This is a genomic window from Paraburkholderia sp. A1BS-2L, assembly GCF_051125205.1.
Classification (GTDB): domain Bacteria; phylum Pseudomonadota; class Gammaproteobacteria; order Burkholderiales; family Burkholderiaceae; genus Paraburkholderia.
The window spans coordinates 885,151-911,191 of sequence record NZ_CP120428.1 but is presented as its reverse complement, the minus strand read 5'-3'; the positions used below and the strand labels follow the sequence as shown (position 1 = coordinate 911,191).

General features: G+C 65.7%; 28 protein-coding genes and 1 other RNA gene. 14 read left to right on the top strand and 15 right to left on the bottom strand.

Annotation, left to right across the window (positions count from 1 at the left end; genetic code table 11):
- Window positions 1-90: 90 nt before the first annotated feature.
- The 3 genes from P5W98_RS04100 to P5W98_RS04090 all read left to right on the top strand — a co-directional run bounded on the left by P5W98_RS04100 (window position 91) and on the right by P5W98_RS04090 (window position 2,309).
- Window positions 91-510: a PaaI family thioesterase gene (locus P5W98_RS04100; protein WP_421073908.1), complete on the top strand. Its 420-nt coding sequence runs from the start codon at window positions 91-93 to the stop codon at window positions 508-510.
- A 153-nt stretch (window positions 511-663) separates the two neighbouring features.
- Window positions 664-1,236, top strand: coding sequence for a bifunctional adenosylcobinamide kinase/adenosylcobinamide-phosphate guanylyltransferase (gene cobU, locus P5W98_RS04095; RefSeq protein ID WP_434718353.1), 573 nt, complete (start codon window positions 664-666; stop codon window positions 1,234-1,236).
- 176 nt (window positions 1,237-1,412) lie between these two features.
- Window positions 1,413-2,309 carry a cobalamin-binding protein gene (locus tag P5W98_RS04090; protein WP_434718504.1) on the top strand — a complete coding sequence of 299 codons (897 nt, stop codon included), beginning with the start codon at window positions 1,413-1,415 and terminating at the stop codon, window positions 2,307-2,309.
- Window positions 2,310-2,339: 30 nt separating this feature from the next.
- Here the strand turns inward: P5W98_RS04090 and cobC are convergent, their stop codons facing one another.
- The 5 genes from cobC to P5W98_RS04065 form a co-directional block, all read right to left on the bottom strand.
- Complete coding sequence (cobC, locus tag P5W98_RS04085) at window positions 2,340-2,930, bottom strand: alpha-ribazole phosphatase (protein WP_421023396.1); 591 nt, start codon at window positions 2,928-2,930, stop codon at window positions 2,340-2,342.
- On the bottom strand, window positions 2,915-3,682 hold the full coding sequence (locus P5W98_RS04080) for an adenosylcobinamide-GDP ribazoletransferase (protein WP_421023395.1): 768 nt from the start codon (window positions 3,680-3,682) through the stop codon (window positions 2,915-2,917). Before P5W98_RS04080 ends, cobC begins: the two co-directional genes overlap by 16 nt.
- A complete protein-coding gene (cobT, locus tag P5W98_RS04075; protein WP_434718352.1) occupies window positions 3,679-4,761 on the bottom strand; it encodes a nicotinate-nucleotide--dimethylbenzimidazole phosphoribosyltransferase in 1,083 nt (360 codons plus the stop codon). Before cobT ends, P5W98_RS04080 begins: the two co-directional genes overlap by 4 nt.
- Before the next feature lie 69 nt (window positions 4,762-4,830).
- Window positions 4,831-5,670 carry an ABC transporter ATP-binding protein gene (locus P5W98_RS04070; RefSeq protein WP_434718351.1) on the bottom strand — a complete coding sequence of 280 codons (840 nt, stop codon included), beginning with the start codon at window positions 5,668-5,670 and terminating at the stop codon, window positions 4,831-4,833.
- Window positions 5,667-6,776: a FecCD family ABC transporter permease gene (locus P5W98_RS04065; RefSeq protein WP_434718350.1), complete on the bottom strand. Its 1,110-nt coding sequence runs from the start codon at window positions 6,774-6,776 to the stop codon at window positions 5,667-5,669. The genes P5W98_RS04070 and P5W98_RS04065 overlap by 4 nt, the downstream gene beginning before the upstream one ends.
- Before the next feature lie 314 nt (window positions 6,777-7,090).
- On the opposite strand from P5W98_RS04065, the gene P5W98_RS04060 reads away from it, so the two are divergent.
- From P5W98_RS04060 to P5W98_RS04040, 5 genes are all read left to right on the top strand, one after another.
- Window positions 7,091-7,453 (top strand): ATPase, encoded by a 363-nt coding sequence (locus P5W98_RS04060; protein ID WP_421023391.1) that lies wholly within the window; start codon window positions 7,091-7,093, stop codon window positions 7,451-7,453.
- Complete coding sequence (locus tag P5W98_RS04055; RefSeq protein WP_129561435.1) at window positions 7,450-7,764, top strand: cell division protein ZapA; 315 nt, start codon at window positions 7,450-7,452, stop codon at window positions 7,762-7,764. Before P5W98_RS04060 ends, P5W98_RS04055 begins: the two co-directional genes overlap by 4 nt.
- A gap of 107 nt (window positions 7,765-7,871) precedes the next feature.
- Window positions 7,872-8,052, top strand: a non-coding RNA gene (gene ssrS, locus P5W98_RS04050) — 6S RNA.
- Between the two features lie 128 nt (window positions 8,053-8,180).
- The gene (locus P5W98_RS04045; protein WP_421073759.1) at window positions 8,181-8,639 is read left to right on the top strand and encodes an EVE domain-containing protein; all 459 of its coding nucleotides are present in this window, start codon (window positions 8,181-8,183) and stop codon (window positions 8,637-8,639) included.
- Between the two features lie 159 nt (window positions 8,640-8,798).
- Complete coding sequence (locus P5W98_RS04040) at window positions 8,799-9,530, top strand: SIMPL domain-containing protein (RefSeq protein ID WP_434718349.1); 732 nt, start codon at window positions 8,799-8,801, stop codon at window positions 9,528-9,530.
- A 96-nt stretch (window positions 9,531-9,626) separates the two neighbouring features.
- On the opposite strand, the gene lgt is transcribed toward P5W98_RS04040, so the two are convergent.
- Window positions 9,627-10,541, bottom strand: coding sequence for a prolipoprotein diacylglyceryl transferase (lgt, locus tag P5W98_RS04035; RefSeq protein WP_421023387.1), 915 nt, complete (start codon window positions 10,539-10,541; stop codon window positions 9,627-9,629).
- Window positions 10,542-10,946: 405 nt separating this feature from the next.
- Here lgt and ilvD point away from each other — a divergent pair, with 405 nt between their 5' ends.
- The gene (ilvD, locus tag P5W98_RS04030; RefSeq protein WP_421023386.1) at window positions 10,947-12,620 is read left to right on the top strand and encodes a dihydroxy-acid dehydratase; all 1,674 of its coding nucleotides are present in this window, start codon (window positions 10,947-10,949) and stop codon (window positions 12,618-12,620) included.
- Window positions 12,621-12,790: 170 nt separating this feature from the next.
- Window positions 12,791-13,150 (top strand): c-type cytochrome, encoded by a 360-nt coding sequence (locus P5W98_RS04025; protein ID WP_421073757.1) that lies wholly within the window; start codon window positions 12,791-12,793, stop codon window positions 13,148-13,150.
- A 43-nt stretch (window positions 13,151-13,193) separates the two neighbouring features.
- Here P5W98_RS04025 and P5W98_RS04020 read toward each other — a convergent pair whose 3' ends face one another.
- From P5W98_RS04020 to P5W98_RS04010, 3 genes are all read right to left on the bottom strand, one after another.
- Window positions 13,194-13,616, bottom strand: a complete 423-nt coding sequence (locus P5W98_RS04020; RefSeq protein WP_421073756.1) for a DUF2486 family protein — start codon at window positions 13,614-13,616, stop codon at window positions 13,194-13,196.
- Window positions 13,617-13,688: 72 nt separating this feature from the next.
- Entirely contained in the window at window positions 13,689-14,105 is a 417-nt protein-coding gene (locus P5W98_RS04015; protein WP_421023382.1) for a DNA polymerase III subunit chi, read from the bottom strand.
- Window positions 14,102-15,628 carry a leucyl aminopeptidase gene (locus tag P5W98_RS04010; protein ID WP_421073755.1) on the bottom strand — a complete coding sequence of 509 codons (1,527 nt, stop codon included), beginning with the start codon at window positions 15,626-15,628 and terminating at the stop codon, window positions 14,102-14,104. The genes P5W98_RS04015 and P5W98_RS04010 overlap by 4 nt, the downstream gene beginning before the upstream one ends.
- 134 nt (window positions 15,629-15,762) lie before the next feature.
- On the opposite strand from P5W98_RS04010, the gene lptF reads away from it, so the two are divergent.
- The 3 genes from lptF to P5W98_RS03995 all read left to right on the top strand — a co-directional run bounded on the left by lptF (window position 15,763) and on the right by P5W98_RS03995 (window position 18,455).
- Window positions 15,763-16,863: an LPS export ABC transporter permease LptF gene (lptF, locus tag P5W98_RS04005; RefSeq protein ID WP_421073754.1), complete on the top strand. Its 1,101-nt coding sequence runs from the start codon at window positions 15,763-15,765 to the stop codon at window positions 16,861-16,863.
- A gap of 3 nt (window positions 16,864-16,866) precedes the next feature.
- A complete protein-coding gene (gene lptG, locus P5W98_RS04000) occupies window positions 16,867-18,015 on the top strand; it encodes an LPS export ABC transporter permease LptG (RefSeq protein ID WP_421073753.1) in 1,149 nt (382 codons plus the stop codon).
- Between the two features lie 62 nt (window positions 18,016-18,077).
- On the top strand, window positions 18,078-18,455 hold the full coding sequence (locus tag P5W98_RS03995) for a sirohydrochlorin chelatase (RefSeq protein WP_421023378.1): 378 nt from the start codon (window positions 18,078-18,080) through the stop codon (window positions 18,453-18,455).
- An 88-nt stretch (window positions 18,456-18,543) separates the two neighbouring features.
- Here P5W98_RS03995 and cobA read toward each other — a convergent pair whose 3' ends face one another.
- The 6 genes from cobA to P5W98_RS03965 all read right to left on the bottom strand — a co-directional run bounded on the left by cobA (window position 18,544) and on the right by P5W98_RS03965 (window position 24,812).
- Window positions 18,544-19,317 carry a uroporphyrinogen-III C-methyltransferase gene (gene cobA / locus P5W98_RS03990; protein WP_421073752.1) on the bottom strand — a complete coding sequence of 258 codons (774 nt, stop codon included), beginning with the start codon at window positions 19,315-19,317 and terminating at the stop codon, window positions 18,544-18,546.
- A 79-nt stretch (window positions 19,318-19,396) separates the two neighbouring features.
- Window positions 19,397-20,713 carry a sulfate adenylyltransferase subunit 1 gene (locus P5W98_RS03985; RefSeq protein ID WP_434661988.1) on the bottom strand — a complete coding sequence of 439 codons (1,317 nt, stop codon included), beginning with the start codon at window positions 20,711-20,713 and terminating at the stop codon, window positions 19,397-19,399.
- Window positions 20,714-20,738: 25 nt separating this feature from the next.
- Complete coding sequence (gene cysD / locus P5W98_RS03980) at window positions 20,739-21,701, bottom strand: sulfate adenylyltransferase subunit CysD (protein ID WP_421073750.1); 963 nt, start codon at window positions 21,699-21,701, stop codon at window positions 20,739-20,741.
- Window positions 21,702-21,796: 95 nt separating this feature from the next.
- Window positions 21,797-22,564 carry a phosphoadenylyl-sulfate reductase gene (locus tag P5W98_RS03975; protein WP_434718348.1) on the bottom strand — a complete coding sequence of 256 codons (768 nt, stop codon included), beginning with the start codon at window positions 22,562-22,564 and terminating at the stop codon, window positions 21,797-21,799.
- Window positions 22,561-23,106, bottom strand: a complete 546-nt coding sequence (locus P5W98_RS03970; protein ID WP_421023373.1) for a DUF934 domain-containing protein — start codon at window positions 23,104-23,106, stop codon at window positions 22,561-22,563. The genes P5W98_RS03975 and P5W98_RS03970 overlap by 4 nt, the downstream gene beginning before the upstream one ends.
- Before the next feature lie 26 nt (window positions 23,107-23,132).
- On the bottom strand, window positions 23,133-24,812 hold the full coding sequence (locus tag P5W98_RS03965) for a nitrite/sulfite reductase (protein WP_421023372.1): 1,680 nt from the start codon (window positions 24,810-24,812) through the stop codon (window positions 23,133-23,135).
- 225 nt (window positions 24,813-25,037) lie between these two features.
- On the opposite strand from P5W98_RS03965, the gene P5W98_RS03960 reads away from it, so the two are divergent.
- A complete protein-coding gene (locus P5W98_RS03960) occupies window positions 25,038-25,979 on the top strand; it encodes a CysB family HTH-type transcriptional regulator (RefSeq protein WP_035527474.1) in 942 nt (313 codons plus the stop codon).
- Window positions 25,980-26,041: the final 62 nt, after the last annotated feature.

Below are 26,041 nucleotides of genomic sequence, written 5' to 3'. Positions count from 1 at the left end.
AATATCGGCAAATGCGGCGGCGCCGAAGTCCGGGCCCGTGCCTGCGCCGAGCTTCGTCCCTATTTTCCGACAATCAAGGAACCTCCTGCCATGAGCATCTTGCGCACCGATATCACCATCGATTCCCTGCACCAGCGCCAGCGCGGCCGGCTGCCCGAGCTGATGGGCTTTCGCGCGCTCGCGCTCGATCAGGGGCTGCTGCGCGGCGAACTCGATATCCGCAGTGAACTGCTCGCGCCCAATGGCTTCCTGCACGCCGCCACGGTCATCTGCCTGGCCGATACGGCCTGTGGCTATGGCTGCTTCGCGCACCTGCCGCCAGGCGCGAAGAATTTCACCACCATCGAGCTCAAGAGCAACTTTCTGGGCACGGCGCGCGAAGGCACGCTGAGCGTGGTCGCGACCGGCGTGCATCTCGGGCGCAGCACACAAATCTGGGATGCCACCGTGACAGGCCCGGACGGCAAAACCACCGCGCTGTTCCGTTGCACGCAGATGGTGCTGTACTAAAGCGGCAGGCCTCGCTGAAATGCGCCGTTTTCAGCCCCTCGCGCCGTAAAGGCGTGCCAGGCTACGCGCTCCCGCCGCGCTCGCCGTCAATCTGCCCCGAGAAGGGACTGCTCACATTAGAAACAGGCTTGCGCGGGCCGCTACAATCGCACGATGATTTCACGCGACTTCACCTTCATCGTCGGCGGCGCGCGTTCGGGCAAGAGCGCCTACGCCGAACGCCTCGCCACCGAAAGCGGCCTGCCAGTCACCTATATCGCCACCGCCAGCATGCCCGGTGGCGCGCATGCCGATGCCGAATTCGCCGCGCGTGTCGCGCATCATCGCGCGCGGCGGCCCGCCCATTGGGGGCTGATCGTCGCGCCGCACGATCTCGCGGGCGCGCTGGACGCCGCGGCCACGCCCGGCCAGTGCGTGCTGATCGATTGCCTCACGCTCTGGCTCGCCAACTTGCTGTGCCCGCCCGAGTCCGAGACGCCGCTGCCCGACTGGCGCGCCCGCCTCGACGCCTTCGCCGCCGCCTGCGAGCGCGCAAAGCGCGCCGACTGCACCGTGCTCGTGGTGAGCAACGAGATCGGCATGGGCGTGGTGCCGATGGGCGCGGCCACGCGCCTTTACGTCGATGAACTCGGCCGCCTGAACCAGTGCATCGCCGCGCTCGCCGACCGCGCAACGCTCGTGGCGGCCGGTTTGCCGCTCGTGCTCAAAGCGCCGCCATCGTGCTGACAACGCTGAGCCGGCCCGCCACCGCCGCCCTCGCCGTTGCCGGCGTAGTCGTCGGCCGCTGGCTTGGCGAGCCGCGCCGCGCGCATCCGCTGGTCGCGTTCAGCGCGCTCGCGAACCACATCAAAAAGCAGCTGAACACCGGCCGGCGCGGCCGCCCGCTCACCCACGCGCTCTTCGTGGCGGCTTGCGCCGCGTTCGCACCCGAAACCGCTCATGCCGGCGCAATCAGCGCAATCAGCGCCGTCGACGACGCCGGCGAAACCGTCACGCTCGCCGCGCCCGCACAGCGCGTCATCAGCCTCTCGCCGCACGCAACCGAGTTGATCTACGCAGCGGGCGGCGGCGCGAGGCTGGTGGGCGCGGTCGCCTACAGCGATTACCCGCCGCAGGCGCGAAGCGTGCCCCGCGTCGGCGACAATCGCGCATTCGACCTCGAACGCATCGCCGCGCTCAAGCCCGACCTGATCGTCGTGTGGCGGCATGGCAATGCGCAGCAGCAGATCGACCGTCTGCGCGAGCTGCACATCCCGCTCTTCTTCAGCGAACCGCGACGGCTCGACGATGTGGCGACCTCGCTCACGCGGCTCGGCGCGCTGCTCGGCACGGAAAAAACCGCTGCGGAAGCGGCGCTCGCGTATCGCAGCACCATCGCGCAATTGCGCACGCGTTACGCGCAGCGCGCGCCGGTAAAGGTGTTTTACGAAGTCTGGGACCGGCCGCTCATGACGATCAACGGCGAGCACATGATCAGCGACGTGATCGCGCTATGCGGCGCACGCAACGTCTTTGCCGCGCTGCATCCGCTGGTGCCCACGCTCTCCACCGAAGCCGTACTGGCCGCCAATCCCGATGCGATCGTCACCGCGTCGCAAGGCGCAACGGCGCCGGACCAGCCGCTGCCCGCGCTCGCGCACTGGCGCGCGTGGCCCCAGATGCATGCAGTGGCGCGCGGCAATCTCTTCGCCATCGACGGCGATCTGCTCACGCGGCCCGGGCCGCGCATCGCACAAGGCGCAGCGCAGTTATGCGAGGATCTCGACCGCGCGCGTTCGCGCGATGCAAACACCAATTAGTCTGGAATCCGAATAAACCGGCAGCGCACGTCACGCGTTCCAGCGCGCGAGCTGCCACTCGCCGCCCGACGCCTCGCGGCGCAGCGTGACGATCGCCGCCATGGCGAGCGGCCAGCGTGCGCAGCGCTCGAGCGGAAAATCCAATGCGCGCGCGGCAACCGCGCGAATCACGCCCGCATGCGCCACGGCCCACACGCGCTCGTGCGCCCCGGCGTCGAGCGCATCGAACCACGTCGACACCCGCGCGTAGAACTGCGCGACGCTCTCGCCGCCGTGTGTGCGCGCATGCGCGAAATCGGCGGCCCAGGCGTCGATCTGCGCACGCTCGATGGCGTCCCAGCGCTGCATCTCCCACGCACCGAAGTCCATCTCCGCGAGACGCGCATCTTCATGCGCAGCCATGCCGTCGTGCATCTGCCCGAGCAAGCGCGCCACGCTCGCGCAACGCGCAAGCGGGCTCGTTTCGATACGTTGCGGCGCGCGCACGTCGAGCGCGGCGAGGCGAGCGGCAATCGATGCCGCGCCGGCATCGGCGGCTGCGGCAAGCGCGACGTCGGACTTGCCGTAGCACACGCCTGCCTCCACCGCCACGGCAGGATGACGAATCAGGACGAGATCCAAGCGAGCCCCATCAGATAGATCGCAAGCTCGAACACCTGCTGCGCGAAGCCGAGGCAATCGCCCGTATAGCCGCCGATGCGCCGCACGAAATACCGCCCAAGCCCATAGCGCAGCACGCCGAGCACCGCGAGCGTCGCCACGCCCGCACGCCAGTCCGGCCACGCGGGCCAAAAGAGCCACGGCAGGCCGAACACGAACGCGCAGCCGAGCGAGCGCGCGCTCATGCGCTGCGCGAGCGGCTTGGCCTTGCCCTCGGGCCGCACGTAATCGAGCGAGACGAGGTAGCTGATGGCGAGCGCGCGGCTCGCGGCATGGCCGGCGAGCATGAGCGTGGCGGCGCGCAACGGCGGCAGCGCGGCCAGCGTCTGCCACTTCAGCGCGAGCGAAATCACGATGCCGATGGCGCCAAACGCGCCGATGCGCGAGTCGTGCATGATGCGCAGCACGTCCTCGCGCTGATACGCGCCGCCGAATGCGTCGATGCAATCGGCAAGACCGTCTTCATGGAATGCGCCGGTCGCGAGGAGCGTCGCGGCCATCGAGAGCAGCACCGCCACGCTCGCGGCAAACACGTGGAGCGCCGCGAGGTACACGAGCGCCGCCAGCGCGCCGATCAACGCGCCGACGAGCGGAAAATAGCGTGCCGCCGCGTTCAGCCATTGCGGCTCGAAACCGACCCAGCGCGGCACCGGCACGCGCGTGAAATAGCCGAGCGCCGTGAAGAAGTACCGCAGTTCCGCGAGCGGATTCAATGCCCACGCTCGCTGCGCTCATCCACGCCGGCGGACTCGAAGCTCGCCATTTCATTGAGAAACGCCACGGCCGCGCGCAGGAGCGGCACCGCCAGCGCGGCGCCCGTGCCCTCGCCCAGACGCAGATCGAGCGCGAGCAGCTCGCGCGCGCCGAAATGATCGAGCATGCGACGATGCCCCGCCTCGTTCGACGCATGCGCGAACACGCAGTACTCGCGCACGTGCGGCGCGAGCGCATCCGCCACCAGCAGCGCCGCAGTTGCAATGAAGCCATCGACGAGAATCGCCATGCGCTGGCGCGCCGCTTCGAGAAACGCGCCCGCCATCATCGCGATCTCGAAGCCGCCGAAGGTTGCGAGCACATCGATCGGCTCGCGCGCGTTCGGGTGACGCGCGAGTGCTGCCGCGAGCACATTGCGCTTGCGCGCGAGGCCCGCGTTGTCGAGCCCTGTGCCGCGCCCCACGCATTCGTCGATGGGCGCGCCGCACAGGCGGCTCATCAGGCACGCAGCCGACGACGTATTCGCAATGCCCATCTCGCCGAAACCGATCACGTTGGTGCCGAGCGCCGCGTGATGACGCACGCGCGCCGCGCCCGCCGCGAGCGCAGCAATGGCCTCGTCGCGCGTCATCGCCGCTTCGTGCGCGAAGTTGCGCGTGCCGCGCGCGACCGGCAGCGAGACGAGCGTCGAAACCTCAGTGAGCGGCGGCAGTGGCGGCAATGGCGTTGCAATACCGGCATCGACGATCTCCAGCTCGAGCCCGGCCACGCCGCTGAACGCGTTGATGGCCGCGCCGCCCGCGATGAAGTTCGCGACCATCTGTGCAGTCACCGCCTGCGGATACGGGCTCACGCCTTCGTTGGCGATGCCGTGGTCGCCGGCGAACACGATCATCGCGGGACGCTCGACACTCGGGCGCGTAGTGCGCTGAATCAAGCCGAGCTGGCGCGCGAGCGCCTCGAGACGGCCAAGGCTGCCCGGCGGCTTGGTCTTGGTATCGATGAGGTGCTGAAGCTCTTCGCGCAGCGACGGATCGAGCGGCTCGACAGCCAGCAATTCGGAAAGCGTTGAAGTCATGTTGGTTTCAGTTCGGTTCAATGCGCGGTTCAATGCGCGGTTCAATACCGCTCGCGCGCGCAAAAGGCGTCAGCGCTGGCGTGGAAGTTCGAAAGCGGCCACGAGCGCCTCGTGCATACCCTCGCGGATCAGCCTGAGCGGGTGGCCGAAGGCCGCGCTCGCGCGCTCCGCCGTCAGCACGTCGCGCACCGGGCCCGCGAAGCAGCCGCCACGTCCGTCGAGCAGCAGGGCGTGCGTCGCGTAGCGCCGTGCAAGATTGAGATCGTGACAGGAAAACACGACCGCGCGCGACCCGGTATTCACCCAGTGCGAAAGCGCTTCCAGGCACGCGATCTGATGATGCAGATCCAGATGCGAGAGCGGTTCGTCGAGCAGCAAAAGCGGCGCGCCCTGGCAGAGCACCGCCGCCAGTGCGACGCGCTGGCGCTCGCCGCCCGAGAGCGAAAGCACGTCGCGCGCGGCGAGGGTCTCGAGACCGAGCAGCGCGAGCGCGGCGTGCGCGGCGGCGCGGTCGTCTTCGCTTTCCCATCCCCAGCCCGTGAGGTGCGGATAGCGGTTGAGCAGCACTGTATCGAGCACGCTTGCGCTGAATGCATCGCGCACGTCCTGCGGCATCAACGCGCGGCGTTGCGCGAGGCGCACCGGCGGCCAGTCGCGCAACGCAATGCCGTCGACTTCGACGTGGCCCGCCGCGCTCTCGCGCAGGCCCGCGAGCGTTGCGATCAAGGTGGTCTTGCCCGCGCCGTTCGCGCCGGCCACGCACCAGATCTCGCCCGCGCCGAAGCGCTGCGTGAGGCCTTCGACCAGTGTGCGCGCGCCCGTGCGCAGCGTGAGCGCATGCACGGCGAGCAGCGGCTTTTCGTGAGCCGGGTCGTGACCCGGAGCGCGGCGGCCAGCGTTGCTGCTCATGGCGTGCGCCTTTTGAGCAACATCCACAGGAACACGGGCACGCCCGCGAGCGCGGTCACGACGCCCACGGGCAACTGCGTGGGCGCGGCAATCGTGCGCGCGACGAGATCGGCGCCCATCACCGCGAGACCGCCCGTGAGCGCGGCTGCGGGCACGAGCATGCGCTGGTCGTTGCCGAACGCGAGCCGCAACATGTGCGGCACGACGAGCCCGACGAAGCCGATGGTGCCGCCCGTGGTGACGGCCGCCGCCGCCGCGAGCGATGCCGCGAGATAAACGCCCACGCGCAAGCGCAGCACCGGCACGCCGAGCGCCTGGGCGGCCGCGTCGCCGCGCAGCAGGACGTTCAGGCGCGGCGCGGCGATCACGCCGAATGCAAGCACGAGCGCAAGCGCCATCAGCGCAGGCCATGGCATGCCGGCGCCATTGAGGTCGCCGGTGAGCCAGAACAGCATGCCGCGCAGGCTCGCTTCAGGCGCGAGCGTCAGCAGTAGCGTGATCAGCGCGCCCCACCCCGCCGCCGTCACCGCGCCCGTGAGCAACAGACGCGGAGAACTGTCCTGCGGTTCGCCGCGCCAAAGCTCGCGGCGCGCGAGGCCGAGCACGAGCAGGATCGACACGAAAGCGCCTGCGCAGGCGCTCGTTTGCACGACCCACCACGCCGCGCCCGCGATCATCGCCACCAGCGCGAATGCGGCAGCGCCACCCGAGACGCCGAGCACGTAGGGTTCGGCGAGCGGATTGCGCAACAGCACCTGAAGCAGCGCGCCCGCGAGCGCGAGCAACGCGCCACACGCGAAGCCGCCGAGCGCGCGCGGCAAGCGCAGCGTGCGCACGATCTCGCTTGCCATGTCGTTGGCGCTTTGTGTGGCCGTCGTGCCCGGCGTGGCGGGCACGAGCGCATGCAGCGCCTGCGCGAGCGTCACCGGCACGCTGCCGATCGCAAGCGACGCCACGAACACTGCGAGCGCGGCCACGGCAAGCCCACACCAGATCGTTGCCGCGCGGCGCGCGTTCATCGTGCGACGCAACACATTGGCGCCGCAAGCGCGCGGCACGGCCGGCGCAGAGGTGCTGCGCGATTTATCGGAGTTGACGGTTCGCATCGTCGAAAGGAGTCGATCCCGGGACACTGACACACGCGATCGTTAGAGGCGAAACGGGGCCGTCAAGTGTAGGAGGGCCCCGTGCGGGCGTCAAGAAAGCGCCATTATTGCGCGAAACGCGGTGACAACCACGATATGAAGGCCGGCCTCGCGCATGGTGCAAGATGCGTTCCCGGGCGTCGCCGGCCCACACATGGCGGTTCAAAAACAGCAAGAAGCCACCATGAAGCGGTGATGTTACGTCTGGAAACGTCGCAGTTATCGGAATACGCGACAATCCGCGCTAGAATGCCTGTCTTTAGAGGACGCAGCAGATGCTCAACGAACTCGAAACACTCTCACAAAACATCGGGCGGCTGATCGAGATTAATCAGCGCCATCATGAAGCACGCGTGGCGCTCGAAGAGCAACTCGCGCAATTGCAGGCGCAATGCGAAGCGACCCGCGCCGAACTCGACCAGGTGCGCGAAGAGCGCAACGCGCTGCAGGCCGAGCGCGATGGGCTCTCGGCCAAGATCGACGACGCTCAGGTTCGTCTGAACGCGATCCTCGAAAAGCTGCCGCGCGCGCGCACGGGCGCGGAGCGCGACAACCAGCTCGACTTGCTCGAGCCGTCGCAAAACGCCGGCGACGAAGGCACGGGTCAAAACGCGGCTCGCCACGGAGAAAATGCATGACGACCAAACAGATCGAAGCGACGATTCTCGGCCAAAGCTATCGCCTCGCCTGTTCGCCGGAAACCGAAGGCGCGCTGCTCGAAGCCGTGGCGCGCGTGGACGCGGAAATGTCGAAGATCCGCAATCACAGCAACGTGCGCGGCACGGACCGCATCGCCGTGATGGCCGCGCTCTCGATCGCATCGGAATTGCTGCGTTTGCAGACGAGCGTGCGGCACGGCGAAGCATTCCCAGCGGAAGAAATCCGTCGTACAATGCACCAAATGAATGAGCAGCTTGGCGCAGTCATCCAGCAGTACGGGGTTCAATAAAACCCGCTACATAAAGGATTAAAATCGCGCTAAAGTGATGTTCACGAAAACGTCCACAAGACGTTTTCGAACAGCAGCACACAGCAGAGCACCAAACAGTTTAGTCAGCTTCCCTGCCTGGTTCGCCAAGGTCATATATTCCTTGAACCAATGCCATGTGCACGGTTGCGGAAATTTGTAGCACGGGTGTGCGCGTCACTAGTCTGATGTACCCGAAGTGCTGCTAACTGCGACCAATTCTGAACCTCCGGTTCAGGATGCCGGCCTAGCGGCTAAGGCGGGGACCTATTCAAACGGCATCGAACTCACGTCCGATGCCGTTTTCCTTTTGTGTTGTCCTTTTTGTGCTTCCCTTTTGGCGTTCCCTGCGCCAACGCTGTTTCCCCCCCTCCACTTCCGACGTGTTACTTCGAGTCATGCGCTACTGGCTGATGAAGTCCGAACCCGACGAAGCAAGCATCGACGATCTCGCGAACGCCCCGCAGCGCACGCTGCCATGGACCGGCGTGCGCAACTATCAGGCGCGCAATTTCATGCGCGACACCATGCAGATCGGCGATGGCGTGCTCTTCTACCATTCGAGCTGCCCCGAGCCCGGCATCGCGGGTCTCGCACAAGTCTCGTCCACGCCGTACCCCGATCCCACGCAATTCGATCCGAAGAGCCCTTACTACGACGCGAAATCCACGCAGGCAACGCCGCGCTGGATGCTCGTCGACGTGGTGTTCAAGAAGAAGTGCCCGCTCATTGCACTCGCCGCGTTGCGCGAGCACGAGGAGCTCGCCGACATGCGCGTGCTCGCCAAGGGCAATCGCCTGTCCATCACGCCGGTCACCCAGGCCGAATGGGACTTCATCACCAGGCGGCTGATGTAAGTCTCGACATGAGCCGTTGGCGTGCGTGTGCAGCCAATCTTTAAAGATTGCAAAGCTGCCCTGCTCCGGCGGGAACCCTGCGCGGCCCACCCCGCCTAACGAACACGCAAACGGCACGCACGTGCCGTTTTGCGAATCTGTTCTGCCAGGAGCCCCAATATGAAGAAAAAAGCTGTCGTCACGCTCGCCGCCGCACTCGCAGCCGCTGTACCGCTTGCCATGACACTCGCGCCGGGCGCCGCATTCGCGCAGAGCGAAGCGCGCTATCAACCGGCGGGCGTACTTTCGCTTTCCGCCCAGGCAAGCGCCGAGATCCCGCAGGACGTCGTCACGATCACGTTGTTCTACGAGCAGGAAGCGAAGGATCCCGCATCGCTCACGACCACGCTCAATCAGCGCGCCGACCAGGCGCTGCAAAAAGCCAAGGGCGTCGCGGGCGTGACTGCACGCTCGGGCCAGTTCTCGATCTATCCGTCGACCGATCGCGACGGGCGCATTTCGGCATGGCGCGGCCGCACGGAAGTCGTGCTCGAATCGCACGACTTCGCCGCCGCCTCGAAACTCGCCGGCGATATCGCTTCGGTGATGCAGGTGGGCAACGTGCAGTTCTCGCTTTCGCCCGAAGCCCAGCGTGCCGCCGAGCAAAAGCTCTCGGGCCAGGCGATCGCCTCGTTTCGCGAGCAGGCGGCCGCGAATGCGCGCGCATTCGGCTATAGCAGCTACACGGTCCGCGACGTGAACGTGGGCCATCAAGGCGTGATGCCGCGTCCGATCATGATGATGAGCGCGCGCGCCATGTCGGCCGACGCGAAGGCCGCACCGCCGATGCCGCTCGAAGGCGGCACGTCCACCGTCACGGTCAACGTGTCGGGCTCGGTGCAGATGAAGTAACGCGCGCCAGGCGCACAACAAAAAAGAAAGCCACGGCAAAACCGTGGCTTTCTTCATGGTGCGTTCAGTGCAGCGCGAGTCGCATCAACCGCGGCATCAGCTCCTGGCACTCACGGCTTGCTGCGCACCGTTGTCGCGTTTGGCGCGGCGATAGACCCAAATCATCATCAGCACGCCCACGACGATCATCGGCAACGAGAGCCATTGCCCCATCGAAAAACCCAACGCGAGCAAACCGAGGAAATCGTCGGGCTCGCGGGCGAACTCCACGGTGAAGCGCGCGAGACCATAGCCGATCAGGAACATCGCCGAGATCGCGCCCACGGGACGCTGCTTGCGCGCGAACAGAATCAGCACGATGAAGAGCGCAATGCCCTCGAGGGCGATTTCATAGAGCTCGGACGGGTGACGCGGCAGCAAATGATATTGCGCGAACACCTCGTTCAGATGCCACTGCGCAGCCTGTTGCGGATGCGCGGCGAGCCACGCGGCGTCGTCGTTGGCGGCGCCCGGGAACAGCATGGCCCACGGCGCGTCCGGCGAGGTCACGCGGCCCCACAGCTCGCCGTTGATGAAGTTGCCAAGACGCCCTGCGGCGAGCCCCGTGGGCACCATCGGCGCGACGAAGTCGGTGACCTGCAGCCAGGTGCGCCCGCGCTGCCACGCGAACAGGACCATCGCGAAAGTCACGCCGAGAAAGCCGCCGTGGAACGACATGCCGCCTTCCCACACCTTGAAGATGTCGAGCGGATGCGCGAAGTACCAGCTCGCCTTGTAGAACACGACGTAGCCGAGGCGCCCGCCGAGCACCGTGCCGAGCACGCCGTAGAACAGCATGTCGTCGATGTCCTTGACGGTCCAGCCCTGCGCGGCCACGTAAGGCAGACGCAGGCGCAGCCGGCCGATCACGATCGCGAGGATGAAGCCGACGAGATACATGAGGCCGTACCAGCGCACGGCGAGCGGCCCCAGATGAATGGCGATGGGGTCGAAATTCGGGTGGATGAGCATCGTGAAATCAGTGCTTGTCGGCGGTGAGGTTTGAAATCGAGTTGTAAAAATCAGCACAATAATGCGCGGCGCGTGCATTGGACGGCTTCAAGGCTGCACAGTTCGCTTCGCGTGCTGCGGCGACACATTATCGCCGAGACGAGCGGGCATGAACCAAAACGCGCCTCCCACGCGGCTCACTGCGGGTTCACTGCGGGTTCACTGCGGGCTCACTGCGGGCTCACTGCGGGCTCACTGCGGGCTCACTGCGGGTTCACTGCGGGCTCGGGGGACAGATGGCGCGGAGAATATATTGGACATTGTGCTCGCGAAACTCCATTCTTCTTCGCACACGCCGGCGCATTCCCCTCGAGCCCCGAACCCGGCAACCGAACAAGATCGAGACACCTTTCATGGAGCGTCCCCATGGCCTACAATCGTCGTTCGAAGCACATTACGCAAGGCGTCGCCCGCTCGCCGAACCGGTCGATGTATTACGCGCTCGGCTATGAAAAGGCCGACTTCGACAAGCCGATGATCGGCATCGCCAACGGCCACTCGACCATCACGCCCTGCAACGCGGGCCTGCAGCGCCTCGCCGACGCGGCCGTCGCGGCGGTCAAGGGCGCAAACGCCAATCCGCAGATCTTCGGCACGCCCACGATCTCGGACGGCATGTCGATGGGCACCGAGGGCATGAAGTATTCGCTCGTCTCGCGCGAGGTGATCGCCGATTGTATCGAGACCTGCGTGCAGGGCCAGTGGATGGATGGCGTAGTCGTGATCGGCGGCTGCGACAAGAACATGCCCGGCGGCATGATCGCGCTCGCGCGCATCAACGTGCCCGGCATCTACGTGTACGGCGGCACGATCCGCCCCGGCAACTGGAAGGGCAAGGACCTGACCATCGTGTCGGCGTTCGAGGCCGTGGGCGAGTTCACCGCGGGCCGCATGACCGAGGAGGACTTCGAGGGCGTCGAGAAAAACGCGTGCCCGTCCACGGGTTCGTGCGGCGGCATGTACACGGCCAACACGATGAGCTCGTCGTTCGAGGCGCTCGGCATGTCGCTCCTGTATTCGTCGACGATGGCCAACCCCGATGAGGAAAAGGTCGATTCGGCCGCCGAGTCGGCGCGCGTGCTCGTCGAGGCGGTCAAGAAGGATCTCAAGCCGCGCGACATCATCACGAAGAAGTCGATCGAGAATGCCGTGGCGCTGATCATGGCCACGGGCGGCTCGACCAACGCGGTGCTGCACTATCTTGCCATTGCGCATGCCGCCGAAATCGACTGGAGCATCGACGACTTCGAGCGCATGCGCAAGAAAGTGCCGGTGATCTGCGATCTGAAGCCTTCGGGCCAGTATGTGGCGACCGATCTGCACAAGGCCGGCGGCATTCCCCAGGTGCTCAGGATCCTGCTCGACGCAGGCCTGTTGCACGGCGAGTGCATGACCATCACTGGCAAGACCATCGCCGAGGAACTGAAGGACGTGCCGGCGAAGCCGCGCGCCGATCAAAAAGTCATCTTCCCGATCGACCAGGCGCTCTATAAGGAAGGCCACCTCGCGATCCTCAAGGGCAACCTCGCGCTTGATGGCGCCGTCGCCAAGATCACGGGCCTGAAAAATCCCGTGATCACCGGCCCGGCGCGCGTGTTCGACGACGAGCAAAGCGCAATGGAAGCGATCCTCGCCGACAAGATCAAGGCCGGCGATGTGGTGGTGCTGCGCTACCTTGGCCCGAAGGGCGGCCCGGGCATGCCGGAGATGCTCGCGCCCACCTCGGCGATCATCGGCAAGGGGCTCGGCGAATCCGTGGGGCTCATCACCGACGGCCGCTTCTCGGGCGGCACGTGGGGCATGGTGGTGGGCCACGTCGCGCCCGAAGCGTTCGAAGGCGGCGCCATCGCGCTCGTGCAGGAGGGCGACTCGATCACCATCGACGCGCACCAGCTGCTGCTGCAACTGAATATCGACGACGCCGAACTCGCGCGCCGCCGCGCGGCCTGGAAACAGCCGGCGCCGCGCTACACGCGGGGCGTGCTCGCGAAATACGCCGCGCTGGCGCGTCCGGCGAACAAGGGTGCGGTCACGGGCTGAGAACCGGAGGCTGAGAACCCGCGGAGCTGAGAACGATCAGACCCGCGGCAGGCGGAAAATCGGCGCAACGTAAAGGCTTCGGGCACGCCGTAAGGAGGGCGCACGGACCGTGCGCCCTTTGCTCTTATAATGCGACCACACAGCCGGCGAACAAGCTGGCGGAGACCAGTATGAAACTGAAGTCGCACGCGAAGAACGACACAGCGACGCCCGTTGCCGCGCTGGCGCTGGCATTGGCGCTAGCCACGACGAGCGCCCACGCACAGAACGGTCCGGGCCCGAGCGGGCTTGCCCTCGCGCAACAGCAGAACTGCATGAGCTGCCATTCAGTGACGCGCACCTTCATGGGCCCGTCGCTCCACCACGTCGCGGCGAAGTACGCGGACAAGCCCGACGCGCAAAGCTATCTCGCGCGCAAGATCCTGGAAGGCAGCAACGGCGTGTGGGGCTCGGTGCCCATGCCCGCGAACACCCAATTGACTTCCGCTCAGGCGGCCTCGCTCGCGAACTGGATCCTCACGCTGAAATAATCCATACGGGCCTGCGTGCAGCACGGCCCGCCGCAAAACCGCTTCAGGCCGCCGGAGGCGTCGATTGCGCCGCGCGCGCGGCCAGTTCCTCGCGCACCGCAGCCTTCACCCAGCCCTTCAATTCAGCTTCGAGCGCGAGACCGATTTCGCGTGACACCTGCCCGACGATCCAGTGCGCGTGCTCCTGCATTGCCGCGGCGCAGCGCGCCTCGATCACGTCGCGCCCATCGCCCGTGAGCCAGCTCATGGCCCGTCCGCTCAGCCGTTCGACGAGCGCTTCGGCGTCAGGAGGAAGGGGGCTATCGGGAACTTCGGCGCACACGCCAGCACTCGGCTCGGGTGTGGATGCCTGTGCCGACACGGTCTCGAACGGCGACCCATGACGACCGCGCAGCAGGTTGCCCTGCACGAGCGGTTCGTTCAGCATCGGGATCTCGGGTTCGTCAGCGCGATGAAAATCGGACACGATCACCTCCTTTGGATTTCGATCAAACAATAAAGGAGAGACAAGCAGCCGGCGTGCCGGGTTCAATAGGGGTCAAGCGCCCTGCTTGTAGTTGTTCAGCGCATAGCCGCGGTCGCGGTAGAAACGGTAGCGCTCGCGCCCCGAGGCGAGCTCCTCGGGCGCGTCGCCGATCACTTCGAGCAGGCGCTCGAAGCGCGCGAACTGCGGCGGCACCGCCGAGCCCAGATTGAGCAGCACGCCATGATGCGGCGCCTGCTCGAGATCCGCGCTCAGCACGATGGGCGTTTGCGCGGCGTGGGCGCTCCCGGCCATGCAGTGCGGCACGAAATCGAGCGGCGAAAAAGTCCACAGCATCTCGTCGAACGCGCGCAGGCGCGCGGGCTCGGCCAGCACGACAGCTTGCTGGCCGGCCTGATACGCCTTGCGCACGAGCCGGCACGCGTACATCAGCGAATCGCCGACGTTCGTGTGGAAGTCGATGCGCGTCATTGCCCTGCGCGACCGTCCGCGGCCCGATCGATCAAGAACTGCGCGAGCAGCGGCACGGGACGGCCCGTCGCGCCCTTCGCCGCGCCGCTCTTCCATGCGGTGCCCGCGATGTCGAGGTGAGCCCACGGATAGTTTTGCGTGAAGCGCGAGAGGAAGCACGCCGCCGTCACGCTGCCCGCCGGACGCCCGCCGATATTGGCGAGATCGGCGAAATTCGACTTGAGCTGGTCCTGGTACGCTTCGTCGAGCGGCAGGCGCCACGCCGGATCGATCGCCTCGCGCGAAGCATCGAGCAATTCGCCCGCGAGTGCATCGTCCGTCGAGAACAGGCCGCTGTTGTGATGGCCGAGCGCGATGATGCAAGCGCCCGTGAGCGTGGCGATGTCGATCACGGCGGCCGGCTTGAAGCGTTCGGCGTAGGTGAGCGCGTCGCACAGGATCAGGCGGCCTTCGGCGTCGGTGTTGAGTACCTCGACCGTGAGGCCCGCCATCGTCGTGACGATGTCGCCGGGCTTCGTGGCGTTGCCCGCGGGCATGTTCTCGCAGGTGGGAATGATGCCGATCACGTTGAGCTTCAGGCCCATTTCGGCGACTGCGCGCAGCGTGCCGAGCACCGAGCCCGCACCGCACATGTCGTATTTCATCTCGTCCATGCCCTCGCCGGGCTTGAGCGAGATGCCGCCCGTGTCGAACGTGATGCCCTTGCCCACCAGCACGACCGGCGCGGCCTTCGCGCTCGCGCCCTGGTAGTGCAGCACGATGAATTGCGGCGGCTCGACCGACCCCTTTGTAACAGAAAGAAACGATCCCATCTTGAGCGCTTCGATCTGGCGCTGGCCGAGCACTTCGGCCTTGAGCTTCCAGTCGCGCGCGAGCTTCTTGGCCGTGGCCGCGAGGTAGGTGGGCGTGCAGACGTTGCCCGGCAGATTGCCGAGGTCGCGCGTGAGGTCCATGCCGTTGGCGAGCGCCACGGCCTGCTTGCCGGCGAGCTTCGCGGCCTTTTCGTCCGCGGCGTCGACGCTGAAGACCACGCGCTTGAGCGCGCGCTGCGCGAGCTCGGGCTTGCTCTTCATCTGCGTGAAGCGGTAGGTCTCATTGCGCAGCGCAAGGATTGCAGCGCGCACGCCCCAGTCGCTCGTGCGATCCTTGACGGGCAGCTGTGCGAGCGTGAACGTGACCTGTGCGATCTTGGTGCCGAGAATCGCGCGCCACGCGGCCTTGACGGCCTCGCCATAGGCCTTCTGGCCGAATGCATCCTGCTTGCCGAGGCCGACGAGCAGCACGCGCGAAGCGCCGATGCCGGTCACTTCCGGCAGAAACAGCGTCGAGCCGGCCTTGCCGTCGATGTCGCCGGACTTCACGAGGCGAACGATTGCGCCGCCGATGGCGCGGTCGATCACGAATGCCGGGCCCGAAAGGGTCTGCGCCTCGAAGACGCCCACCACGACGCAATCCGACTTGCCAGTCAGGAAGGGACCTTCCCCGCCTTTGCTCCAGTCACAGGCTTTTATGCTAAAGTCCATCGCGCTTGTCCTCGGATAAAATCAGGGCTTAGGATGAAAGCCGCAATTATCCGCTATTTTTCCCGCGGCGGCTCCCGAGCCGTTGCGCGAGCCGCGCGCCGCCCGGCGCGGGCCGCCCGCCCTCTTCATCAACAATGATCTTCGAACGTTCCCTGCAGCGAGAACTCGCGTATACGGCCGGCGCCGTGTTCATGGTTCTGCTCACGATCATGCTGACGACAATGATGATCCGCATCGTCGGCTTCGCGGCTTCCGGCCAGATCGACCCGCGCGACGTGCTGGTCCTGATCGGCCTGACCGTGATCGGCTATCTCGCGGTGATGCTCATCGTCACGCTTTTCGTGTCGATCCTGTTTGTGCTCACGCGCTGGTACAAGGATTCCGAAATGGTCGTCTGGCTCGCCTCCGGGGTGAGCCTCACGCGCCTCATCAAGCCGATCGCCGTTTTTTCGACGCCGATCATCCTGCTGATCGTGTTTTTCGCCTTCGTCGGCTGGCCGTGGTCGAACGCGCAAAGCAAGCTGATCCGCGCGCGCTTTCAGCAGCGCGATGAAGTGTCGCTCCTCGCGCCGGGCCAGTTCCGCGAATCGCCCACCACGCACCGCGTGTTCTTCATCGAGAGCATGAACCCCGACAAGGGCCGCGTGGACAATGTGTTCGTCACGAGCACCGAAAACGGCAAGGTCAACGTGATCGTCTCGAAGACCGGCCACACCGAAACCGAGAAGAACGGCGACCGCTTCGTCGTGCTCGAGAACGGCCGCCGCTACGACGGCGAGCCCGGCCATCCCGACTTCCGCATCACCGAGTTCCAGCGCTACGGCGTCAAGGTCCAGAGCCAGCCCGTGGTCGCCACGCCCACGGCGAGCAGCACCTCCACGCTGGATCTGCTGCGCAATCCAAGCGGCGACAATCTCGGCGAATTCGCCTGGCGCGCGGGCCTGCCGCTCATCGCGATCAACCTGATGCTGCTCGCAATCCCGCTCGCGTATCAGAACCCGCGCCGCGGGCGCACCATCAATCTCGTGATGGCCGTGCTGATCTACCTCACCTACTCGAACTTGCTCAACGTCGTGCAATCGCAGGTCGAGCAGGGCAAGATGCCGTTCGGCGTCGGCCTCGTCGCGCTGCACGTCGTGGTGCTCGCGCTGGTCGTCTTCATCTTCTGGCTGCGCGTGCGCAACCGGCCGCTCTTCACGCGCGCGATGTTCCAGCGCACGTCCCAGGGGAGCTGACCGATGCGCATCTACGAGAAGTATTTCGCACGCCAGGTCTACGTGTCCTTCGTGTTCATCCTGTTTGCGTTTTCGGGTCTGTTCTTTTTCTTCGACCTGATCAACGAGCTGAACTCGGTCGGCCACGGCAACTACAAGTTCATGTACGCGGTGCTGCGCGTCTCGCTGCAGGCGCCGTCGCGGCTCTACGAGATCATTCCGGTGGCGGCGCTCATCGCCGCGATCTACGTGTTCGCGCAGATGGCCGCCAATTCCGAGTACACGATCTTTCGCGTGTCCGGTCTCGCGACCGGTCAAGCGCTGCGCTCGCTCCTGAAGATCGGCATTCCGCTCGTGCTGCTCACCTACCTCATGGGCGAAGTGATCGGGCCGTACACCGATCAGCTCTCCGAGCGCGTGCGCCTCGAAGCGCTCGGCTCCGCCGTGTCGTCCGACTTCAAGTCGGGGGTGTGGGTGAAGGACACGCTCACCGCGCGCGCCGACGGCCAACAGGCCACGCGCTTCGTCAACGTGGGCGAGCTGCTGCCCGACGCGACGATCACCAACGTGCGCATCTACGAATTCGATTCGCATTTCAGGCTCTCGAACGTGCGCGTCGCGAAGAGCGGCAAGTATCAGCCGCCGGGGCACTGGCTGCTCAAGGACGTGACGGATACCCAGCTCATCAGCGTGACGCCGCCGCCGAGCCAGCCCACGGATGCGCTCAATCCGGTCTATCGCGCGCAGCAAACCGCCGTGCCCGAGTACTCGCTGCGCTCGGAGCTCACGCCGCAGATTCTTTCGGTGCTGCTGGTCTCGCCCGATCGCATGTCGATGTTCAACCTGTTCCGCTATATCCAGCACCTTGCGGAAAACCATCAGGACACGCAGCGCTACGAGATCGCGTTCTGGCGCAAGCTGATCTACCCGTTCGCGGTGTTCGTGATGCTGGTGCTCTCGCTGCCGTTCGCGTACCTGCATACGCGCGCGGGCGTGGTGGGCATCAAGGTGTTCGGCGGGATCATGCTCGGCATGAGCTTCCAGCTCGTGAACACGCTGTTCTCGCACATCGGTACACTGAACACGTGGCCTGCGCCGCTCACCGCAGCGACGCCGGGTCTCATCTATCTGGCGCTCGGGCTGTTCAGCCTGAAATGGGTCGACCGGCACTAACGTCGATCTGACGCGCGGGTATCGATTAGCGGCCAGACCACGCTCCTCAGGAAAATACGGCGATGGGCACGCACGGCATGATCCTCTTCGGCCACGGCGCGCGCGATGCGCGCTGGAAAGAGCCGTTCACGCGGCTCGCGGGCAAGCTCGCCGCCACGCGCGGCGCGGCGCGGCCCGTGAGTCTCGCCTTCCTCGAACTCATGACGCCGAGCCTGCCCGAGGCCATCGCCGAACAAGCGGCGCTGGGCTGCGACGCCATCACGGTGGTGCCGGTGTTCTTCGGCCAGGGCGGCCATATCCGGCGCGACCTGCCCGCACTCATCGCGCAATGCCAGGCGGCGCATCCGCACGTGCGGCTCTCGTGCGCGAGCGCCGTGGGCGAGGACGACGGCGTGCTCGACGCGATCGTGCAGTACTGTCTCGCGCAAGAGCGTGACTAGAAACCACTAACGCCTGCACCAAAGCAAACGGGCCGCTTCATTCAGCGGCCCGTCGCACGTTCTGCTACCCCTGTTGTTTTTCGTTGCCTCATGCGGCCCGATAGCCCGGCATCTCGTCCCGGGTCTCGCCTTCGGCCTGCGACTGCTGCACCGACCGCTCGGCAAAAGCCTCGCCGATCATGAGCAGGCTCGGCTGCGCCGGATCGAGCCAGTCGTGCGCCTCACCCGCTTCAAGGCCCGCCAGCGTAAGCGTGAGCGTGCGTTCGCGCGCCGTGCTGCATGCCTCGACGATCGCCACGGGCGTTGCGCCCGCGCGGCCCGCTTCGATCAGCTGCCGCGCGATCTCCGGCGCGCTGTCGCGGCCCATGTAGAACACCAGCGAATCGGCGTTGACCTGCTCGCGGATCTCCTCGCTGCCCGCCGCGCGCGAATACGTCGCGAGCGCGACGCTGCGCGACACGCCGCGCAGCGTAAGCGAGCGTTGCAGCGTAGCCGCGCTCGCCAGCGCTGCCGTGATGCCCGGCACGATCTCGTACTCGATGCCCGCCGCTTCGAGCGCGCGCATCTCTTCGTCGGCGCGGCCGAACAGCATCGGGTCGCCGCCCTTCAGGCGCACGACCACGTCGTGCTCGCGCGCCGCATCGACGATCTGCTTGTTGATGAAGTGCTGCGCCGTCGAGCGCTGGCCGCAACGCTTGCCGACCGCGATGAATTTCGCGTCCTGTGGGCCGTAATCCAGCATCGCCGGCTCCACGAGCGCATCGTGCAGCACGACCTGCGCTTTCGCGAGCAGACGCGCGCCGCGCACCGTGATGAGATCCGCCGCGCCCGGTCCGGCGCCGATCAGATAAACCTTGCCCATTTGCCTCGTTGACTCCTGTGTCGGCGCGTCGCCTTCGAACCCTGGCGGCGGCGCGCTGCCACGTTCGCGCCGTGCCGCGTCAGGCGGCAACCGCGCGAATCATGCCTGCGGCCACCGTGTGGTGCGTCGCCTCGTCGATGAGGACGAACGCGCCGGTGCCGGGGTGCACATCATACAGGTCCGCGACGACCGGCTTTTGCAGCGTGAGCGCCACGCGGCCGATGTCGTTCATCGCGAGGTTGTGACGGTCGGTGGCGTGCGAGAGCGTGTGCACGTCGAGCACTTCCTTGACCGCGCCGATCTTCGCGAACACCGTGCTGGTGGTTTGCTTGAGCAGGTACTTGCGCTGCAACGAGAGCGGCTCTTCGTCGAACCAGCAGAGGTCCGCCTCAAGCTTCTTCGCGGGCTGCGTATCGTCCGATGCCGGCACGAAAGTGTCGCCGCGCGAAACGTCCACATCTTCGGCGAGACGGATCGTGACGGTCTGGCCCGCGAACGCGCGGTCGACTTGCGCCGTGCCGCCCGGCACCGGCGCGATGATCTCGGCCACCGTAGCCGCACGCCCCGCCGGCAGCACCGTGATGGCGTCGCCAATCTTCACTTCGCCCGCTTCGATGCGGCCCATGTAGCCGCGGAAGTCGTCGGCGCTCGAGCCGTCCTGGCGCGCAACCCACTGCACCGGGAAGCGCAGCGCGTCGCCGGTGGCCTGCGCGACCGGCAGCGCCTCGAGCACGTCGAGCAGCGGCTCGCCCGCGTACCACGGCATGCGCTCGCTCGCGGCGACGATGTTGTCGCCCTTGAGCGCCGAAACCGGCACGAAGCGCACGTTCTCCAGACCGAGCTGGCGCGCGAGCGCGACGTAGGCGTCGCGGATCAGATCGAAGGTGGCTTCGCTGTAGTCGACCAGATCCATCTTGTTGATCGCGACGATCACGTGCTGGAGACCCAGCAGCTTGACGATCGCGCTGTGGCGCTTGGTTTGCGGCAGCAGTTGGGTCACGCCGTTCTCGACCGTCACGCGCGTGGGGTCGATCAGGATGATCGCGGCGTGCGCCGTCGAAGCGCCCGTGACCATGTTGCGCGTGTACTGCTCGTGGCCCGGCGTGTCGGCGATGATGAACTTGCGCCGTGCCGTAGCGAAGTAGCGGTATGCCACGTCGATCGTGATGCCCTGCTCGCGCTCGGCTTCGAGGCCGTCGGTGAGCAGCGACAGGTCGATCTCGTCGCCCACGGTGCGCTTGTTCTTCGCACGCGAGAGCGCCGAGAGCTGGTCGCTCAGGACTGCTTTGCTGTCGTACAGCAGGCGGCCGATCAGCGTGCTCTTGCCGTCGTCCACGCTGCCCGCCGTGATGAAGCGCAGCACGCCGAGGTCTTCAGGTTGGTGCGTCGTAACCATATTCGTTTCTTCCTCTGCGTGCTCTTTAGAAATAACCTTGCTTCTTGCGCTGTTCCATCGCGGCTTCCGACGCCTGGTCGTCCATGCGCGTAGCTCCGCGTTCCGTGATTTCGGTCACGGCCGTCTCGGCGATGATCTTCTCGACGTTGTCGGCATCGCTTTCCACCGGGCACGTGCAGCTGATGTCGCCCACCGTGCGGAAACGCACCTGCGCCATTTCGCTGACTTCGCCTTCCTTCATCGGCGTGAGCGGCGTGACCGGCACGAGCAGGCCGTTGCGGCGCACGATCTCGCGCTGGTGCGCGTAGTAGATCGAGGGCAGTTCAAGCTTCTCGCGCTCGATGTACTGCCACACGTCCAGCTCGGTCCAGTTCGAGATCGGGAACACGCGCAGATGCTCGCCCTTGTGCAGGCGCGCGTTGTAGATGCTCCAGAGTTCCGGGCGCTGCGCCTTCGGGTCCCACTGGCCGAATTCGTCGCGAAACGAGAAGATGCGCTCCTTCGCGCGGGCCTTCTCTTCGTCGCGGCGCGCACCGCCGATCATCGCCGTGTAGCCGTATTGCTCGATGGTTTCGAGCAGCGTGACGGCCTGGGCGGCGTTGCGCGAATCGGTTTCGCGGCGCAGGCGCACGGTGCCCTTCTTGATCGAATCCTCGACGTGGCCCACCACGAGCTCGGCGCCAATTTCAGCGGCGCGGCGATCACGGAAGTCGATCACCTCTTCGTAGTTGTGGCCCGTGTCGATGTGCACGAGCGGGAACGGCAGCGAGGTCTTGCGGTTCGCGCCGAGGCCGAAGGCCTTGAGCGCGAGCGCCAGCACCACCACCGAGTCCTTGCCGCCCGAAAACAGCAGCGCGGGCTTGCTGCACTCGGCAACGAGTTCGCGCAGGATGTGGATCGACTCGGCTTCGAGCCAGTCGAGATGGTCCATGCGGTTCGCCGTGACCTGGAGCGGTGCGTTCACTGCGGAATCGAGCGTCGTGCTCATGTTCAGATCCTTCGTCTGGGCGCCCCGTTGATGGGGCGCGATGCTCTGTGTTCGATTTCGCGCCGCCTTTGCAAACGGCGCGACAACCCTCAATTCTAGTTCGCCTGGCCGGCGGCTGGCGCTTGCACAACCGGAATCGCGGAAACCGACGTGATGTGCAGCCCGCATTCCTTCGTGTCGCGCGACTCCCACCACCAGCGCCCCGCCCGGCTGTCTTCGCCCGGACACACGGCCCGCGTACAGGGCTCACAGCCGATGCTCGGGTAACCGCGCGCGTGCAGCGGGTTCACCGGCACGTCGAAGGCGCGCAGATACGTCCACACCTCGGCTTCGGTCCAGTCCGCGAGCGGATTGAACTTGGCGATGCCGCGCGCGCCGTCCTGCTCTTCCTCGTGCAGCTCAGCACGCGTGACCGACTGCTCGCGGCGCTGGCCCGTGACCCATGCCGACACGTCCGAAAGCGCGCGGTTCAGCGGCTCGACCTTGCGGATCTCGCAGCAGCGCTTGCGCAGATCGATGCTCTCGTAAAACGCATTCAGGCCATGCTGCGCGACGTATTCATCGACGGCGTCCTGTTGCGGGTGGAACTGCTCGATCTCGTAGCCGTAGCGCTCGCGCACGCGCTCGACCATGCCGAGCGTTTCCGCATGCAGGCGGCCCGTGTTCAGCGAAAAGACGCCGATCTTCACGCCGCGCGAGAGGATCGCGTGGGTGAGCAGCATGTCTTCGGCTGCGAGGCTGCTCGCGAGCTTCACGCTGGCGTGGCGCGCAGCGATCGAATCGAGCAGCGCGTCGAGGCGCTCGATCTTCGCCTGCAGTTCCGCCGGGATGTCGTTGGCCGTTGTGTCCAAAGCGGTGCTCATGCTGCAGCGCCTTGTTGGGCTGCCAGCGCGGCACGGCGGCGGAACAGCGGCGACGGCTCGTCGAACGCGCCCTGGTATTGCACCGTGAACTCGGTGAATGCGTTGAGCGCGTCGTTGATGTCCTTGTCGGCGCGCAGCGCGTACGCATCGAAGCCGCAGCGCTCATAGAAGCGCAGCTGGTCGCGCAGCACGTCGCCGATCGCGCGCAGTTCACCCTTGTAGCCAAAGCGCTCGCGCAACAGACGCGCGATCGAATAGCCGCGGCCATCGCGGAACACCGGGAAGTCCACGCCGATCAGCGCGATCTTCTCGAAGTCGCCGGCGATGTCGGCCGGTTCGCTGTCCGGCGCGAGCCACACGCCCAGTTCGCCCTTGCCGCGCGAAGCGACCAGCGCGTCGCGCTCGGCCTGCCACAGCGCGAGCGGCACCAGCACCTTGCCGGCGGGCAGCGCCGACACTTCAGGCAGGGCGCCGTCTTCGGCGGCACGCACGACTTGCCAGTTGTCTTCGACGATCTCGCGTTGTTTGATAATCAATGCCATTGCTCGTATCTCGTTGCGTGCTGCGGTTAGGCGTGGGCCGGCTGGCGCGATGCGTACACGCGCTCCTTGAAGGGCGCGATGCCGATGCGGTCGTACGTGTCGATGAAGCGCTCGCCGTCGATGCGGTGCTCGACGAACGTGTCGATCACCTTTTGCACCACCTCGGGCATCTCTTCAGCCGAGAACGACGGGCCGATCACGCGGCCAAGGCGCGTGCCACTGGCGCCGTTGCCCTGCTCGCCGCCGAGCGTGACCTGATACCACTCGGAGCCGTCCTTATCCACACCCAGCACGCCGATATTGCCGACGTGGTGGTGACCGCACGCATTGATGCAGCCCGAGATGTTCAGCGACAGGTCGCCCAGGTCGTAGACGTAGTCGAGGTTCTCGAAGCGCTCCTGGATCGCGAGCGCGATGGGGATCGACTTCGCATTCGCGAGCGAGCAGAAGTCGCCGCCCGGGCACGCGATGATGTCGGTCAACAAGCCGATGTTCGGCGTGGCGAAGCCTTGCTCCTTCGCCTTTTCCCACACTGCGAAGAGGTCGCGCTTCTTGACGTCGGCGAGAACCAGGTTCTGCTCGTGCGAGATACGGATCTTGCCGAACGCGTATTCGTCGGCCCAGTCGGCCACGGCTTCCATTTGCTTGTCGGTGGCGTCACCGGGCGCGACCTTGCCCGTCTTGAGCGAGAACGTCACCGATGCATAGCCCGGCACGCGGTGCGGACGCACGTTGCGCTCGACCCAGCGCGCGAACGCGCGGTTCTCGAGCAGATGCTTCTCGTACGAGGCGTCCGTATCGGCGAGCTTCTCGTAGGCCGGCGGCACGAAATATTGCGCCACGCGGTCGAGCTCGGCTTGCGTGAGCGTCGAGGGGCCGTCCTTAAGATGCTGCCACTCCTCTTCGACTTGCTCGGCGAACTTCGCCGGCGAGAGCGCCTTCACGAGGATCTTGATACGCGCCTTGTAGATGTTGTCGCGGCGGCCATAGCGGTTGTACACGCGCAGCACGGCTTCGCAGTAGGTCAGCAGATGCTGCCACGGCAGGTCGCGCTTGATGATGGCGCCGACGATCGGCGTGCGGCCGAGGCCACCGCCCGCGAGGATGCTCGCGACCACTTCGCCCTTCTCGTTGCGGTCGAGATAGACGCCCAGGTCGTGGATCTGCACGGCCACGCGGTCTTCCTTCGTACCGCAGACGGCGATCTTGAACTTGCGCGGCAGCCACGCGAACTCGGGGTGAAACGTCGACCACTGGCGCAGGATCTCGGCCCACGGACGCGGATCGACGATCTCGTCGGGCGCGACGCCCGCGAACTGGTCGGCGGTGATGTTGCGAATGCAGTTACCCGAAGTCTGGATGGCGTGCATCTGCACCGAGGCGAGCTTGCGCAGGATTTCCGGCGTCTCTTCGAGCTTGATCCAGTTGTACTGGACGTTCGTGCGCGTCGAGAAGTGGCCATAGCCACGGTCGTGCTCGCGGGCGATGCGGCCGAGCATGCGCAACTGGTCGCTGCGCAGGTTGCCGTACGGTACCGCGATGCGATGCATGTAGGCGTGGCGCTGATAGTACAGGCCGTTCTGCAGGCGCAGCGGGCGGAATTCTTCTTCGCTCAACTCGCCCGAGAGGCGCCGGCGAACCTGGTCGCTGTATTGCGCGACGCGTTCGTCAACGATGGTCTGGTCGTACTGATCGTATTGGTACATTCGGGGACCCCAGGGTTGTTCATTCGCAGCGTTCCGGTTACGCCGCGCGCTCCGATTCGATTCGACCGTCTTGATCTGGCTTCCGGTCGGCGTGCTTGAAATGCGCCGTTCCTTTGCTAATGACCAAAACAGATATCCATATTGGAAAACTTGGAGGAATGGTAATAAACTCGCCTTATAATTCAAACGATCTAAAAATCAGGTTGATATGCCAAGGGGTTATATATGAACCTCCACCAGTTCCGCTTCGTGCGCGAGGCCGTGCGCCAGAATTTCAATCTCACGGAAGCGGCCAAGGCCCTGTATACAAGCCAGCCGGGCGTCTCGAAGGCCATCATCGAGCTGGAGGATGAACTCGGGGTCGAAATCTTTACGCGCCACGGCAAGCGCGTGCGCTCGCTCACGGAGCCAGGACGCATCATCCTTGCCTCTGTTGAGCGCATCCTGCAGGAGGTGGAGAGCCTCAAGCGCGTGGGCAAGGACTACGCCGCGCAGGATCAGGGCAACCTGACCATCGCCGCCACGCACACTCAGGCGCGCTATTCGCTGCCGGCCGCCATCGCGGAATTCAAGCGGCGCTTCCCGAAGGTCCACCTTTCAATTCTGCAAGGCAGCCCGACCCAGGTGGCCGAGATGGTGCTGCACGACCAGGCCGACCTCTGCATCGCGACCGAGGCCATTTCCGGCTACAAGGAACTGGTGTCGCTGCCCTGCTTCACCTGGCACCATGTGGCGATGATGCTGCCGGACCATCCGCTGCTCGAGCGCAAGCCGCTCTCGCTCGACGATCTGGCCCAATTTCCACTGATCACTTATGACAATGCGTTCGCGGGCCGCACCAAGATCAACGACGCGTTCCGCCTGCGCGGCCTCTCGCCCGACATCGTGCTTGAGGCCATCGACGCGGACGTGATCAAGACCTACGTGGAACTGGGTCTGGGCGTGGGCATCATGGCCGATATCGCGTTCAACGCCGAACGCGACCGCCATCTGCGCGCCGTGCCGGTGGGGCATCTGTTCGGCAGCAACGTGACGCGGGTGGCCCTCAAACAGGGCGCGTACCTGCGCAGCTACGTCTATACGCTGGTGGAATTGCTCTCGCCGAGCCTGAACCGCAAGCTGATCGAGCAGGCGCTCAAGGGCGAGCACGAGACCTACGAGCTGTAACGGCATGCGAGCGCCGGAAGAAACCACAACGCAACACGACAACAACGCTTTTCGCTTCATAT